The 14,276-nt window shown below is 65.3% G+C and carries 12 protein-coding genes; 5 read left to right on the top strand and 7 right to left on the bottom strand.

Features of this window, described 5'->3' with window-relative positions; all coding sequences use genetic code 11:
- Positions 1-21: 21 nt before the first annotated feature.
- Positions 22-444, bottom strand: a complete 423-nt coding sequence (locus IVB19_RS15335; protein ID WP_026233755.1) for an MAPEG family protein — start codon at positions 442-444, stop codon at positions 22-24.
- Positions 445-612: 168 nt separating this feature from the next.
- On the opposite strand from IVB19_RS15335, the gene IVB19_RS15330 reads away from it, so the two are divergent.
- The gene (locus IVB19_RS15330; RefSeq protein WP_018459197.1) at positions 613-1,272 is read left to right on the top strand and encodes a hypothetical protein; all 660 of its coding nucleotides are present in this window, start codon (positions 613-615) and stop codon (positions 1,270-1,272) included.
- Positions 1,273-1,327: 55 nt separating this feature from the next.
- Here IVB19_RS15330 and IVB19_RS15325 read toward each other — a convergent pair whose 3' ends face one another.
- The 3 genes from IVB19_RS15325 to guaB all read right to left on the bottom strand — a co-directional run bounded on the left by IVB19_RS15325 (position 1,328) and on the right by guaB (position 4,581).
- Positions 1,328-1,618, bottom strand: a complete 291-nt coding sequence (locus tag IVB19_RS15325; RefSeq protein WP_026233756.1) for a hypothetical protein — start codon at positions 1,616-1,618, stop codon at positions 1,328-1,330.
- 150 nt (positions 1,619-1,768) lie between these two features.
- On the bottom strand, positions 1,769-2,791 hold the full coding sequence (curA, locus tag IVB19_RS15320) for an NADPH-dependent curcumin/dihydrocurcumin reductase (protein ID WP_085395926.1): 1,023 nt from the start codon (positions 2,789-2,791) through the stop codon (positions 1,769-1,771).
- Positions 2,792-3,090: 299 nt separating this feature from the next.
- The gene (gene guaB, locus IVB19_RS15315) at positions 3,091-4,581 is read right to left on the bottom strand and encodes an IMP dehydrogenase (protein ID WP_007609139.1); all 1,491 of its coding nucleotides are present in this window, start codon (positions 4,579-4,581) and stop codon (positions 3,091-3,093) included.
- A 380-nt stretch (positions 4,582-4,961) separates the two neighbouring features.
- Here guaB and IVB19_RS15310 point away from each other — a divergent pair, with 380 nt between their 5' ends.
- Entirely contained in the window at positions 4,962-6,452 is a 1,491-nt protein-coding gene (locus IVB19_RS15310) for an MFS transporter (protein WP_018459200.1), read from the top strand.
- Here IVB19_RS15310 and IVB19_RS15305 read toward each other — a convergent pair.
- Positions 6,449-7,147 (bottom strand): RlmE family RNA methyltransferase, encoded by a 699-nt coding sequence (locus tag IVB19_RS15305; protein WP_018459201.1) that lies wholly within the window; start codon positions 7,145-7,147, stop codon positions 6,449-6,451. The two genes, IVB19_RS15310 and IVB19_RS15305, sit on opposite strands and share 4 nt — an antisense overlap.
- 1 nt (position 7,148) lies before the next feature.
- Complete coding sequence (locus IVB19_RS15300) at positions 7,149-8,216, bottom strand: Ppx/GppA phosphatase family protein (protein ID WP_026233757.1); 1,068 nt, start codon at positions 8,214-8,216, stop codon at positions 7,149-7,151.
- 210 nt (positions 8,217-8,426) lie between these two features.
- On the opposite strand from IVB19_RS15300, the gene IVB19_RS15295 reads away from it, so the two are divergent.
- On the top strand, positions 8,427-10,799 hold the full coding sequence (locus IVB19_RS15295) for a xanthine dehydrogenase family protein molybdopterin-binding subunit (RefSeq protein WP_247821565.1): 2,373 nt from the start codon (positions 8,427-8,429) through the stop codon (positions 10,797-10,799).
- Positions 10,800-10,961: 162 nt separating this feature from the next.
- On the opposite strand, the gene IVB19_RS15290 is transcribed toward IVB19_RS15295, so the two are convergent.
- On the bottom strand, positions 10,962-11,768 hold the full coding sequence (locus IVB19_RS15290) for a hotdog family protein (RefSeq protein WP_018459204.1): 807 nt from the start codon (positions 11,766-11,768) through the stop codon (positions 10,962-10,964).
- Positions 11,769-11,909: 141 nt separating this feature from the next.
- On the opposite strand from IVB19_RS15290, the gene IVB19_RS15285 reads away from it, so the two are divergent.
- Entirely contained in the window at positions 11,910-12,407 is a 498-nt protein-coding gene (locus tag IVB19_RS15285) for a YaiI/YqxD family protein (protein ID WP_018459205.1), read from the top strand.
- An 8-nt stretch (positions 12,408-12,415) separates the two neighbouring features.
- The gene (locus IVB19_RS15280; RefSeq protein ID WP_018459206.1) at positions 12,416-14,221 is read left to right on the top strand and encodes an ABC-F family ATP-binding cassette domain-containing protein; all 1,806 of its coding nucleotides are present in this window, start codon (positions 12,416-12,418) and stop codon (positions 14,219-14,221) included.
- Positions 14,222-14,276: the final 55 nt, after the last annotated feature.

Genomic DNA, 14,276 nt, shown 5'->3' with positions numbered 1-14,276 from the left:
ATCAAATCCGACGGCTAACCGTCAGATCAACAAGAGCATCTTCAGTGCGAAGTAGATCCACATCGCGAGCAGCACGAGCACGCCGGCGAGCCAGATCGTGGAGCGGCGCCCGAGATTGTTGGAGGAGACGAAGATTCCGGCATGGACGAAGCGCGTCACCACGAACACCCAGGACATCAGCACGATGAAGAGATCGGCATGGCGCAACGGGAGCGCCAGCGCGATCAGGGCGTAGAACAGCACCGGCAATTCGAACTGGTTGCGGTAGCAATTGGCGATTTGTGTGGCGCCCTTGGGCCAGTTGGGCTCGCCGAGCGCAATGTCACGGCTCTTGGTCTCGCCGGAGACGAGCGCGCGCCGGCGTCCCAGCGCCATGGCGATCAGGAGCGCGAAGGTGAGACCGACCTGCACGAAGACCGGCAGCAAAACCATTTGAATGGACATCGGAATTTCCCGGGATTTCCCATCCGGCGGAGACCACAGCTAGCGTCCATTAGCGGTCACCGCTGGTCCTGACAATCAACGAGTTGAACCGGCGTTCCCGATGAGGCGACCCACTGTCGACAGTTAAAGCGATTTCCCCCTTTGGGGCGCGCAAGGCGAGAGACCGCCATGAACACCCTCTTCAGCCAGTTCGGCAGCCTGACCGGCGCTTTGACCGAGTCCGCCGACGGCCAGTTCGGCATCCTGATGTCGGCGCTGGCAGGCATCGCGACGGCGCTCGCGGTGGCGCTGGCAATGACGGTCTACTTCCGAATGAGCTATCGGACCTGGCGCGATGTCCTCAGGCATGGCCTCGCTGCGCTCGCCGCCCTCGCTCTGTTTGCGTTTGCCGCCTACGACATGCGCCATGCCGCGCTGGCCTATCTCGGCCTCAATCCCTCGAAACCCGCGGTCGAGTTCGAGATCCGCATGCCCAAGGAGACCTTGGCGGCGGCGTCCGACACCCAGATCGAGCTGCATACCGACCGCAACCAGACGCTGGCACTGGTCGAGGGCGTGCGGGAGCTCGGTGATGGCCGCTCCGTGCTGCGTGGCGCGGTACCGCTCAACCACCGCACTGCGGACCGCGTGCTGGTCGTGAACCTGCCCGGCAAGGGCACCTTCGAATTCCGCCTCCGCCTGCCGGCCGAGCCGCATCGCTCCGAACAGTCCGGCGCTCAGTTCGGCCCTCAGTTCGGCCCTTGGCACCTCGCCGACCGCATCGCCTCGCCGCTGGCAAGCCCGGTCGCCCCGCAAGACGCCTACACAATCCGCTATCGCGTGCTTTAAACTTTGTTCGATCGCCCCAAGATGGGCGGCGAGCATGAGCGCTGCCCATCGCTGCTCAAGCGACGCTTTTGAGATCCTGCTGGATCGCGGCAAGCAAGGACTGCAGCGCGTCGCTGTTCACCGGTTTGGCCCCGGTATTGGCGGGCAGAACATTGGCAGGCCGCGCGGCATTGACCGGGCGCTTGGGGAATGGCGGCGTGGGTGTGGGCATCGCGGATTGCGCGAACACGTCCTCGGTATGGACGAACTTGCCATGGATGACGTCGTCGCGACGGCCCATGACAAACATGGTCGCCCAATAACCGGCAGCCAGCAGGATTACGCAGAAAACAACAAGCTCTAACATCATCGCACCTGAAATATGCGCAATGATTCAATGCCTTCGCGAGCCCGTCAATGAACCGACGGTCACACCTGCGGCTTTTACGGGCGGGTGTGGCCGATCAGTCACTCTTTGTTAACCATACCCGGCCCCCGAGGGGGCGAGAGCGGCCGATCAAGCTTTGTCCGGCCCGACCCGCACCAGCTGCTTGCCGAAATTGGCCCCCTTGAGAAGCCCCATGAAGGCTTCGGGCGCGCTCTCCAGGCCCTCGGTGACGAACTCCTTGTACTTGACCTTGCCCTCGCGGACCCAGCCGGACATGTCGCGCAGGAAGTCGCCATGGCGGGAGGCGAAGTCGGAGACGATGAAGCCGCGGAAGGTCAGCCGCTTGGTCAGGGTCGCGCGCATCATGCTGGCGGCCCATTTCGGCGGCTTCGCTTCAGTGTCGTTGTAGTGGGCGATGAGGCCGCAGACGGGTACGCGCGCAAACGCATTGAGCAGCGGGAACACCGCCTCGAACACGGCGCCGCCGACATTCTCAAAATAGACGTCGATACCCTTCGGGCAGGCGTCCTTCAGCTTCGTCGCCAGATCGGGATCGCGGTGATCGATGCAGGCATCGAAGCCGAGCTCCTTCACGACGTAATCGCATTTGTCCTTGCCGCCTGCGATTCCAACCGCGCGTGCGCCCTTGATCTTCGCGATCTGTCCCACGGCCGAGCCGACCGCGCCGGAGGCGCCGGCGACGACGACGGTCTCGCCTTGCTGCGGCTTGCCGATATCGAGCAGGCCCGTGTAGGCGGTCATGCCGGGCATGCCCAGCACGCCGACGGCCGTCGAGATCGGCGCGAGCTTCGGGTCGATCTTGTTCAGCCCCTTGCCGTCGGAGATCGCGTGCGTCTGCCAGCCCGCGCGCGAGAGCACGATGTCACCCTTGGCAAAGTTTGGATTGTTGGAGGCTGCGACCTCGCAGACCGTACCGGCTTCCATCACACCACCGACGGGCACCGGCGTCGCGTAGGACGGACCGTCGCTCATGCGCCCGCGCATATAGGGATCGAGCGAGAGCCAGATCGTGCGCAGCAGGACTTCGCCTGCGGCAGGCGTAGGAACCGCGAATTCCTCGATGCGGAAATCGGACGGCTTTGGCTCCCCGACGGGACGCGCGGCGAGAACGATGCGTTTGCCTTGGGACATGATGGCTTCCTCCAAATTATACTTCGGCGTGGACGGAAGCGGAGGGAGGCAGCTGCGTCAATACAAAAACGGTGGAGCGTGGTGGCGCGACAGCGCCGCAAATGAAGTTTGGTACACACCAACTACGCCCTCGCTGTCATCGCCCGACTTGATCGGACGATCCAGTATTCCAGAGGCGGCCGTGATCGAGCCGAAAAGGCCGCGGCGTACTGGATGCCCCGGTCAAGCCGGGGCATGACAGCGCATGCGAGGCTAGCGCGCGAAAAACAACGCGCAGCCGAGCGGCACGAGAGCGGAGACTAACCCCCGCCCGGATAGTTCGGCGCTTCGCGCGTGATGGTGACGTCGTGGACGTGGCTTTCGCGCAGGCCCGCGCCGGTGATGCGGACGAACTGGGCCTTGTCGTGCAGGTCCTTCATGTCCTTTGCACCGACATAGCCCATCGCGGCGCGCAGGCCGCCCGCGAGCTGATGCATGACGTTGCCGACCGGGCCCTTGTAAGGCACCTGGCCTTCGATGCCTTCGGGCACGAGCTTGAGCGTGTCCTTGATGTCCTGCTGGAAGTAGCGGTCGGCCGAGCCGCGCGCCATCGCGCCGACCGAGCCCATGCCGCGATAGGCCTTGTAGGAGCGGCCCTGCCACAAGAACACTTCACCGGGCGTCTCGTCGGTGCCGGCGAGCAGTGAGCCGACCATCGCGATGTCGGCACCGGCAGCGAGCGCTTTGGCAAGGTCTCCGGAAAACTTGATGCCGCCGTCGGCAATGACGGGGATGTCCGACTTCTTCGCCGCCTCGACCGCATCCATGATCGCGGTGAGCTGCGGAACGCCGACGCCGGCGACGATGCGCGTGGTGCAGATCGAGCCCGGGCCGATGCCGACCTTGATGCAGTCCGCGCCCGCATCGATCAGCGCCTGCGCACCCTCCGAGGTCGCGACGTTGCCGGCAACGACCTGCACGGAATTGGACAGGCGCTTGATGCGGTTGACCGCATGGAGCACGTGACGGGAATGGCCGTGCGCGGTGTCGACCACGACGAGATCGACGCCGGCATCGATCAGCCGCTCGGTGCGCTCGAAGCCGCTATCGCCGACCGTGGTGGCGGCGGCGACGCGGAGGCGGCCCTGCGCGTCCTTGCAGGCCAGCGGATGGGCGACCGCCTTCTCCATGTCCTTCACGGTGACCAGGCCGACGCAGCGATACTGCTCGTCGACCACAAGCAGCTTCTCGATGCGATGCTGATGCAGCATCCGCCGCGCCTCGTCCTGGCTGACATTCTCGCGCACCGTGACGAGACCTTCATGCGTCATCAGCTCGGAGATTTTTTGCTGGCGGTCGGTGGCGAAGCGGACGTCGCGGTTGGTGAGAATGCCGACCAGCTTGCCCGGCGTGGACTTGCCCGCACCGGTGACGACGGGAATGCCGGAGATGCCGTGATCGCTCATCAGCTTGAGCGCATCGTCCAGCGTGGCGTCCGGGCTGATCGTGAGCGGGTTCACCACCATGCCCGACTCGTAGCGCTTGACCTGCCGCACCTGGGCAGCCTGCCCTTCGGGATCGAAATTGCGATGGATGACGCCGATGCCGCCGGCCTGCGCCATGGCGATCGCCATGCGGGCTTCGGTGACCGTGTCCATGGCGGAGGCCATGATCGGGATGTTGAGCGGAATGGCGCGGGTGACGCGGGAGCGGATGTCGACCTCGCCCGGCATGACGTCCGACAGGCCCGGCTTCAGCAGCACGTCGTCGAACGTGAGGGCTTCGCGAATGCCTTGTTGCACCGTGGCCATGTGCCAACTCCTTCCGCGGCCCTGCCGCAAATAGCTATGGATGAGCGCCGCCCTCGGCGTACCTTGCGGCAACGCCGGAGAATCGGAGCCCATCGGTGGGGTTGACGCGGGTCGATAGCACGGGCGGGCGACGAATCAAAGCAATTCGGACCGCCGGCCAGCCATGCACAGGCTTTTTTGGGCAAGTTCGGCGGCGGATAGCCTTCGCGGCGGCACGTACTGGCGAACGGCAGATCATCGTGATCTCCGGCGCAGGGCGCACCCGCCTGGGGTCACGCGGGATTTAGGTGCTATGCGTCGATCCGCAATGGTCGCGGCCCAGTGGCGGTGATAAGCCGCAATTCTCGCCCTTCGTTCCCGATGTCCATTACCAATCCGTCATGGTCGACAAGCAACGCATCATTCCGCTGATCGTGGCCACTGCTCTCTTCATGGAGAACATGGACTCGACGGTGATCGCCACGTCGCTGCCCGCGATTGCGGCCGACATCGGCACCAGCCCACTGACGCTCAAGCTCGCGATCACTTCCTATCTGCTGTCGCTTGCGGTCTTCATCCCGGCGAGCGGCTGGACCGCCGACCGGTTCGGCGCGCGTCTGGTGTTTGCGATTGCCGTCGGCGTGTTCATGGTCGGCTCGGTCGGCTGCGCGCTCTCGACATCGGTCACCGATTTCGTGTTCGCGCGCATCCTCCAAGGCATGGGCGGGGCAATGATGACGCCGGTCGGGCGCCTCGTGCTGCTGCGGTCGGTCGACAAGAGCGCGCTGGTCAACGCGATGGCGTGGGTGACGGTCCCTGCCCTGATCGGCCCCGTGATCGGGCCGCCGCTCGGCGGCTTCATCACCACCTACGCGTCATGGCACTGGATCTTCCTGATCAACATCCCGATCGGGCTGCTCGGCATCTTCATGGCCTTGCGCTTCATCGATCCCATCAAAAGCGAGGAACGAGAGCCGTTCGACCTCTACGGCATGGTGCTCGCGGGCCTCGGGCTCGCCGGCATCGCCTTCGGGCTGTCGGTCGCCGGACTCAATCTGCTGCCATGGAGCACGGTTGCCGCCCTGGTCGTCGGCGGATCGATCTCGATGTCGCTGTATGTCCTTCACGCGCGGCGAACGGGGTCGCCGGTGCTGGACTTTACGCTGCTGAGGCTGCCGACACTGCGCGCGGCCGTTCTCGGCGGCTTCATGTTCCGGCTCGGCATCGGCGCGCTGCCGTTCCTGCTGCCACTGCTGATGCAGATCGGATTCGGCCTCTCGCCGTTCAAGTCCGGCCTCGTCACGTTTGGCTCCTCGCTCGGCGCCATGGGCATGAAGGCGCTGGCCGCGCGCATCATCCGCGCCTTCGGCTTCCGCAACCTGATGACGGTGAACGCGATCATCAGTGCGGTTTTCCTGGCCGCCTGTGCCCTCTTCACCGTGACGACGCCCCTGCTGATCATCATGATCATCCTGGTGGTCGGCGGCTTCTTCCGTTCGCTCGAGTTCACCGCGATCAACACGGTGGCCTATGCCGAGGTCGAGCAGGCGCAGATGAGCCGCGCCACCACGCTCGTCAGCGTCAACCAGCAGCTCGCGGTCTCGGCCGGCGTCGCGGTCGGCGCCGCCTCCGTGGAGACGACGATGTGGTTCAGCCACGTCAGCGAGCTCGACGCCACCGTATTTGCGCCGGCCTTTCTCGTGATCGCCCTGACTTCGGCGGCGTCGAGCTGGTTCTTCTGGCAGATGCCCACCGATGCCGGCCACGAAGTTTCCGGCCGCAAAGCGGTGGAGATCGCGAGCCGCAAAGGTGCCGGCAAGGGCGCGGCCAAGGCGGCCGTCAAGGCGGCGACCGAGGATACGCAGGATGTGCGGGATCAGCGGCTGGGCTAGTGCTCCACCTCGTCGTTGCGAGCCCCCCGAAATCCCGTCGCGAGGACGTAGCGCTCCGAGGAATCCGCACGGCTTGCGGCCGGCTTGACGTGACGCACCGTGGCGAAATCGCGCTTGAGCTGGGCGAGCAGTTCGGCGTCGGCGCCACTCTGGAACGCCTTCGCCAGGAAGGTCCCGCCCGGCCTCAGCACATCGCAGGCGAACGCGGCAGCGGTCTCGATCAGGCCGACGATGCGAAGCTGGTCGGTCTTGCGATGACCGGTGGTGTTGGCAGCCATGTCGGACATGACAATGTCGGCGCCGCCGTCGAGCATGGCCTTGAGCTTGTCCGGCGCGTCATTGTCCATGAAGTCGAGCTGCGCGAACTCGACGCCGGCAATCTCGGGGATTTCGAGCAGGTCGATCGCGATGACCTTGCCCTTGCCGTCGACCGAGCCGACGCGCTTGGCGGCAATCTGGCTCCAGCCGCCCGGCGCGGCGCCGAGATCGACCACAGCCATGCCGTGCTTCAGCAGCCGGTATTTGTCATCGATCTCGAGCAGCTTGAACGCGGCGCGCGAGCGATAGCCCAGCGCCTTCGCCTTCACCACATAGGGATCGTTGAGCTGCCGCTCCAGCCAGAGCTTCGACGACAATTTGCGCTTGCCGTGGGTCTTGACCTGGACGTGCAAACGGCCGGTGGTGTCCTTGACCATCTCACCAGCTCCTGAGCGCGCCGTCTTCGCGCATCATCTCGACCAGCATGCCTTCGCGCAAGCCCCGGTCGGCGACGCGCAGGCGTGGCAGCGGAAAGGCGCGGCGGATCGCGTCGAGGATGGCGCAGCCGGCCAGGACGAGATCGGCGCGCTCAACGCTGATGCAGCTGTTCGCGGCGCGCTCCTCGTAGCTCATGCCAAGCAGCTTGTTGATGGTCGCGGTGACGTCGGTATCGTTCATCCAGACGCTGTCGATGCGGCGGCGGTCGTAGCGCGCGAGGTTGAGATGGATGCCGGCGAGCGTCGTCACAGTGCCTGACGTGCCGAGCAGATGCATATCAGTGAGATCGCCGCCATGCTGTTCGGCGAACGGCGCGATGTGATGGGCGACCTCGCGCTCCATCGCGGCGTAGATCTCGGGCGTCACGTCGCGGCCCCCGAACTGCTCGGCAAGCGTGACCACACCGAACGGGATCGACATCCAGGCTTTGATGCGCGGCTCCGGATTTGCGGCGTCGCGCTCGATCCGTACCAGCTCGGTCGAGCCGCCGCCGATGTCGAACAGGATTGCGCCGCGCCCCCTGGGATCGACCAGCGGCGAGCAGCCGAGCACGGCAAGCGCCGCCTCGGTCTCGCGGTCGATTACCTCGAGCTCGATCCCGGTCTCGGCAGCGACGCGGCTGCGAAAGCCTTCGGCATTCGAGGCGGCGCGGCACGCTTCGGTGGCGATCAGCCGCAGCCGCCGCGCTTTGCGCAGGTTGATCTTGTCGCGGCAGATGCCAAGCGCCACGATGGCGCGTTCGATCGCGGCCTCGCTGATGCACCCGGTTGCCGAGACGCCCTCGCCGAGCCGGATGATGCGCGAGAAGGAATCGACCACGCGAAAGCCGTCGTGGGTCGGACAGGCGATCAGGAGCCTGCAATTGTTGGTGCCGAGGTCGAGCGCCGCGTAGACGCCGGTTCCCGGCGCTTGCGCGCCGACGGCCGGTTCAGTGGCGAACGCCGCCGCCATCGACCCCAGCTCACCGTGCGGCGCAAGGCCGTCGCGGAGCCGCGTGTGGTCATTCATACAAACTGTCTTTCCGCGGCCGGTTAGGCCGATCTGGAATTGCTTTTTCGCCTGAAACATTAGCAGCGCACCAATCCTGCGCAACAACGCATCACATGGGACCATGCCCATTCGTGCGTTGTCGTGAGCGGGCCGGTGGGTTATTTTTGAGGGGTCCGGACCCCAGGCGCCCCCCAAACCGCGCATTTGCCGGCTTTTCAGGTCAATTCCATGCAAGAACACACCAAATCCTCCACGCTCGAAAACGCTATTGCACTGCAAAAATATGGCGTCGGGCAGCCGGTCCGCCGCAAGGAGGACGATACCCTGGTGCGCGGCAAGGGCCGCTACACCGACGATTTCAACCTGCCCGGCCAGGCCCATGCCGTGATCGTTCGCTCGACCCATGCCCATGGCGTCATTCGCGGCATCAACATCGATGCAGCCAGAGCAATGCCGGGCGTGCTCGGGGTGTGGACCGGCGAAGACCTCGATGCGGCCGGCTACGGCCCCTTCACCTGCGGCCTGCCGCTGAAGAGCCGTGACGGCTCGCCCCTGCTCCAGACCAACCGCCAGCCGCTCGCAACCGACAAGGTCCGCTTCGTCGGCGATCCCGTCGCCTTCGTGGTGGCGGAGACGCTGGCCCAGGCGCGCGACGCGGCCGAGGCGGTCGAACTCGACATCGAGCCGCTGCCGGCGGTGACCGATCCCGAGGAAGCCGCAAAACCCGGCGCGCCGCAACTGTACGACCACATCCCGAACAATGTCGCGCTCGACTACCACTATGGCGACACCGACAAGGTGAACGCGGCCTTCGCCAGTGCTGCTCACGTGACCAAGGTCGACATCGAGAACACCCGCGTCGCCGTGGTCTCGATGGAGCCACGCGTTGGCCTTGCCTCCTATGACAAGAAGACCGAGCGCTACACTCTTCAGGTGCCCACGCAGGGGGTGGCAGGCAACCGTGCCAATCTCGCCAAGAATCTGAAAGTGCCGAACGAAAACGTGCGCATTCTCACCGCCAATGTCGGCGGCTCCTTCGGCATGAAGAACATCAATTACCCCGAATACATGTGCATCCTGTACGCGGCGAAGACGCTGGGACGACCGGTGAAGTGGCTGGACGAGCGCTCGACCAGCTTCCTCTCCGATAGTCACGGCCGCGCGCAGAAGATTCATGCCGAGCTCGCGCTGGACGCCGAGGGGCATTTCCTCGCCGCCAAGCTCTCGGGTTACGGCAATCTCGGTGCCTACATCACCGGCGTTGCTCCCAGTCCGCTCTCGCTCAACACCAGCAAGAACTTTTCCAGCGTCTATCGCACGCCGCTGATGGCCGTCGACATCAAGACGGTGCTGACCAACACCACGTTGATGGGCGCCTATCGCGGCGCCGGCCGGCCCGAGGCCAACTACTACATGGAGCGGCTAATCGACCGCGCCGCGGACGAGATGGGCATCAACCGGCTGACCCTGCGGAAGCGCAACTTCATCAAGCAGAACCAGATGCCGTTCGCCGCGTCCTCCGGCGTCACCTATGACAGCGGCGACTTCCAGGCCGTCTTCAACAAGGCCCTCGAAATCTCCGACCACGAGAATTTTGCCAAGCGCAAGAAGGAGAGCAAGAAGTCCGGCAAGCTGCGCGGCATCGCCGTCGGCTCCTATCTGGAGGTGACCGCACCTCCCGGCGTCGAGCTCGGCAAGATCGTGTTCGATCCCGATGGCTCGGTGCAGCTCATCACCGGGACGCTCGATTACGGTCAGGGCCACGCATCCGCATTCGCGCAGGTCCTCTGCCAGCAGCTCGGCGTTCCCTTCGACAGCGTCAAGCTGGTGCAGGGCGACAGCGACATCGTCCACACCGGCAACGGCACCGGTGGCTCGCGCTCGATCACCGCGACCGGCATGGCGATCGTGGGCGCCGCCAAGCTCGTGATCGAAAAGGGCAAGCGCGCCGCCGCGCACATGCTGGAGGCCTCCGAAGCCGATATCGAATTCGAAGGCGGCAGCTTTACGATCGCCGGCACCGACCGCAGCATCGACATCATGGAGCTCGCCAAACGCCTGCACGACAGCAAGATGCCGGAGGGCGTACCCGACAGCCTCGACGTCGATCACACCAGCGAACCGGTGCCATCAGCCTTCCCGAACGGCTGCCATGTCGCCGAGGTCGAGATCGACCCTGAGACCGGCGTCGTGCAGATCGTGCGCTACAGCGCGGTCAACGATTTCGGCACGGTGATCAATCCGCTGCTGGTCGCGGGCCAGCTCCATGGCGGCGTGGTCCAGGGCATCGGCCAGGCGCTGATGGAGCACGTCCGCTACGACGAGAGCGGCCAGCCGATCACGGGCTCGCTGATGGACTACGCTCTGCCGCGCGCCGAGGACGTTCCGAACATGACGGTCGGCGACCACCCGGTGCCGGCCACGACCAATCCGCTCGGCAGCAAAGGCTGCGGCGAAGCCGGCTGCGCCGGCAGCCTGTCGACGGTCGTGAACGCGGTGATCGACGCGCTCTCCGAATACGGCATCAAGCACATCGACATGCCGCTGAGGCCGGAACGCGTGTGGCGCGCGATCCAGGATGCGAAGGGGAAAGCGGCGTAAAGGGCGTTCCGTCGTCGCCACAAACTCCGCTGTCATCGTCCGCGAAAGCGGACGATCCAGTATTCCAGAGACGGTCGTGGGATACGGAGGAGCCTCGGCGTACTGGATTCCCCGCCTTCGCGGGGAATGACAGCGAGTGTGAGGACGCGCTGTGCTCCTTCCCTACGCCGCCGCCTGCTCGCGCGGCTGGTAGATCGCGATGTGCTGGCAGTGCGCCAGCGGCGTCGTGCCGTTGGCGACCACCAGCGCGTCGAGCTCGACGAAGCGGTGGCCCTTCTTCTCGTAGTTCGCGGTGACTTTTGCCCGCGCGGTGATCTCGTCGCCGGCGCGCGCGGCTGACAGCAATTGCATGCGGCTGCCGACATGGATCCAGGGGCCGAGCATCGTGTTGTCCACCAGCACGCGGTTCATGACGCGCTGGATCAGGCCGGGATGGCCGAGCCCCTCGCCCGCGAAGATCGGATCGGTCTCACGGATGTCGGCGAGATAGTCGGCGGCATCCTGCCCGGCCCAGCGGCGCGGCGTCGTGCCCAACCATTTGCCGGTCTCGAAGGTTGCTGGGCTGACCGGTTTGCGCTCGGCAACCGCGGGGACCTCGACATAGTCGCTCAACGACACCGCAGCCGCAGTCGCAGTTGCCTGCAGCGCCGCCGTGCCGGTGGCACAGAGCTCGGTGCGGCTGAACACCTCGATGGTGAGCAGGCCGTTGTGCTCGGTCGCATCGACGTCGGCGGTCTCGCCGTCATAGACCGGCTTGATGAAACGCGCCTCGATCAGCCCGCGCGACAGGAAATCGCGGCCCCAGCGCGACACCGGCACATGCATCATGTAGGCGAAGACGTCGACGCCGGGGACCAGCCCGCCGGAGAACCCGAAGCGGCGCGCCACTGCATCGTCATGCATCTTGTTTTCGGATTGCTTGGCCGTGTTGTAGGCCTCGACGCGATAGGTTTCGAGCCGGTTCGGCATGGCTTGGCTTTCCCCAATTTCTTGTTGTTTCGGCCCGATCGTAGGCCCTGAGGAACCGGGGTCAATCCCCTCGCCTTTGCGGCCCGAATGGGGTACCACGCGGCTGCTGCGGAACCGCTTCGCAAGCCCCATCTACGGACCATGACGAACCCTCAAAACACCACTCGTATCTATGTCGACGCCGATGCCTGTCCGGTGAAGGACGAGATCTATCGCGTTGCCGGCAGGCACGGCCTGCCCGTGAGCGTGGTCGCGGGCAATTTCATCCGCGTGCCCCAGGATCCACTCATCGAGCGGATCGCCGCTGGTGCCAGCATGGACGCAGCCGATGACTGGATCGCGGAACGCGCCGGGCCCGGCGATATCGTCATTACCTCGGATATTCCGCTCGCAAGCCGCTGCGTGAAGGCCGGCGCCGATGTGATCGCGTCCAACGGCAAGGCGTTCACCGAGGAATCGATCGGGATGACGCTCGCGGTCCGCAACCTGATGACCGATTTGCGCTCGGCCGGCGAAGTCACCGGCGGTCCGAAATCGTATTCACCGCGCGACCGCTCGACGTTTCTGTCGACGCTCGACCAGACCATCCGCCGCATTCAGCGCCGCCGCGCCGACCAGGCCGCAACAAGACAGGACTGAGACACCGCATGGCGCCACCGCTGATTCAACTGCGCGATATCAAGCTGACCTTTGGCGGCACGCCGCTCCTGGCGGGCGTCGAACTGTCGGTTTCGACCGGCGAGCGCGTCTGCCTGATCGGCCGCAACGGTTCCGGCAAATCGACGCTGCTCAAGATCGCCGCCGGCCTGGTCGAACCGGATGGCGGCAGCCGTTTCGTGCAGCCCGGCGCCACCATTCGCTACCTGCCGCAGGAGCCGGATTTTTCCGGTTTCTCCACCACGCTCGCTTATGTCGAGGCCGGCCTCAATGCTGGCGACGACCACTATCAGGCGCGCTATCTGGTCGAGCAGCTCGGTCTCAGCGGCGAAGAAGATCCGGCGCATGTCTCCGGCGGCGAAGCGCGCCGCGCCGCGCTGGCACGCGTGCTGGCGCCCTCGCCCGACATCCTGCTGCTGGATGAGCCGACCAACCATCTGGATCTTCCGACCATCGAATGGCTGGAGAGTGAACTGGAGAGCCGCCGCTGCGCGCTGGTGATCATCAGCCACGATCGGCGCTTCCTCGGCAATCTCTCGCGCAGCACCGCCTGGCTCGACCGCGGCCAGATCCGGCAGATCGACCGCGGCTTCAGTGCCTTCGAGGCTTGGCGCGACGAGGTGCTCGCGGAGGAAGAGCGCGACCAGCACAAGCTCGACCGCAAGATCGTCAACGAGGAGCACTGGCTGCGTTACGGCGTCTCGGGCCGCCGCAAGCGCAACGTCAAGCGACTCGGCAATCTCCACGCGCTGCGCGACCAGCGCCGCACCCATCGCGGCGCGACGGGCAACGCCAACCTGGCGGCTGCCGAGGCCGACAAGTCCGGCAAGCTCGTCATCGAGGCCAAGAATATCAGCCGGTCCTATGGCGAGCGAAAGATCGTCGACGGCTTCTCGATCCGCGTCCAGCGCGGCGATCGCATCGGCATCGTCGGCCCGAACGGCGCCGGCAAGACCACGCTGATCGAGATGCTGACCGGCGGCAGCGCACCGGACAGCGGCAGCATACGGCTCGGCGCCAACATCGAGATGGCGACGCTCGACCAGCATCGTGAAAGTCTCGATCCGAAGACGACGCTGGCCGAGGCGCTGACCGGCGGCCGCGGCGACCATGTCATGGTTGGCGGCAAGCCGAAGCATGTCGTCAGTTACATGAAGGACTTCCTGTTCGCCCAGGAACAGATGCGCACGCCGCTGGAGGTGCTGTCGGGCGGTGAGCGCGGCCGGCTGATGCTGGCGCGCGCGCTGGCAAAACCCTCCAACCTCCTGGTGCTGGACGAGCCGACCAACGACCTCGACCTGGAGACCCTCGACGTCCTCGAGGAGATGCTCAGCGACTACGAGGGCACCGTGATTCTGATCAGCCACGATCGCGATTTTCTCGACCGCGTGGTGACGTCAGTGATCGTGCCCGAGGGCAACGGACGCTGGCTCGAATATGCCGGCGGCTATACCGACATGCTGGCCCAGCGCGGCGCCGACGTGAAGCGCGCGACCGCGAAGGCCGTCGAAGAGACGAGAGAGCAGCGATCAGCCGTGCCGTCCGGCGTCGCGAGACGACGCTTGACCTTCAACGAGCAACACGCGCTGGAGACGCTGCCCAAGACCATCGCCAAGCTGCAGGCCGAGATCGCCAAGCAGCAGCGCTTCCTTGACGACCCCGATCTCTTTCGCAAGGATCGCAAGCGCTTCGACCAGGCCTCCGACGCTCTGACGAAGGCGCAAAAGGAACTGGCCGAGGCCGAGGACAAATGGCTGGAGCTCGAAGTGCGGCGCGAAGAGATTGAACAGGCCTAGCGTGCATTCCGCAAAAGTGGGCACCGCTTTTGCAAACGGGATGCGCGCCAACTCA

It is taken from the genome of Bradyrhizobium sp. 187, assembly GCF_023101005.1.
Classification (GTDB): domain Bacteria; phylum Pseudomonadota; class Alphaproteobacteria; order Rhizobiales; family Xanthobacteraceae; genus Bradyrhizobium; species Bradyrhizobium canariense_D.
Note: the sequence above shows the minus strand (reverse complement) of the source record. Positions and strands in the feature narration are given on the sequence as shown.

Coding starts and splice junctions, on each gene's coding strand:
- IVB19_RS15335 (WP_026233755.1), bottom strand. CDS start 444: ATGTCCATTCAAATGGTTTTGCTGCCGGTCTTCGTGCAGGTCGGTCTC.
- IVB19_RS15330 (WP_018459197.1), top strand. CDS start 613: ATGAACACCCTCTTCAGCCAGTTCGGCAGCCTGACCGGCGCTTTGACC.
- IVB19_RS15325 (WP_026233756.1), bottom strand. CDS start 1,618: ATGTTAGAGCTTGTTGTTTTCTGCGTAATCCTGCTGGCTGCCGGTTAT.
- curA (WP_085395926.1), bottom strand. CDS start 2,791: ATGTCCCAAGGCAAACGCATCGTTCTCGCCGCGCGTCCCGTCGGGGAG.
- guaB (WP_007609139.1), bottom strand. CDS start 4,581: ATGGCCACGGTGCAACAAGGCATTCGCGAAGCCCTCACGTTCGACGAC.
- IVB19_RS15310 (WP_018459200.1), top strand. CDS start 4,962: ATGGTCGACAAGCAACGCATCATTCCGCTGATCGTGGCCACTGCTCTC.
- IVB19_RS15305 (WP_018459201.1), bottom strand. CDS start 7,147: ATGGTCAAGGACACCACCGGCCGTTTGCACGTCCAGGTCAAGACCCAC.
- IVB19_RS15300 (WP_026233757.1), bottom strand. CDS start 8,216: ATGAATGACCACACGCGGCTCCGCGACGGCCTTGCGCCGCACGGTGAG.
- IVB19_RS15295 (WP_247821565.1), top strand. CDS start 8,427: ATGCAAGAACACACCAAATCCTCCACGCTCGAAAACGCTATTGCACTG.
- IVB19_RS15290 (WP_018459204.1), bottom strand. CDS start 11,768: ATGCCGAACCGGCTCGAAACCTATCGCGTCGAGGCCTACAACACGGCC.
- IVB19_RS15285 (WP_018459205.1), top strand. CDS start 11,910: ATGACGAACCCTCAAAACACCACTCGTATCTATGTCGACGCCGATGCC.
- IVB19_RS15280 (WP_018459206.1), top strand. CDS start 12,416: ATGGCGCCACCGCTGATTCAACTGCGCGATATCAAGCTGACCTTTGGC.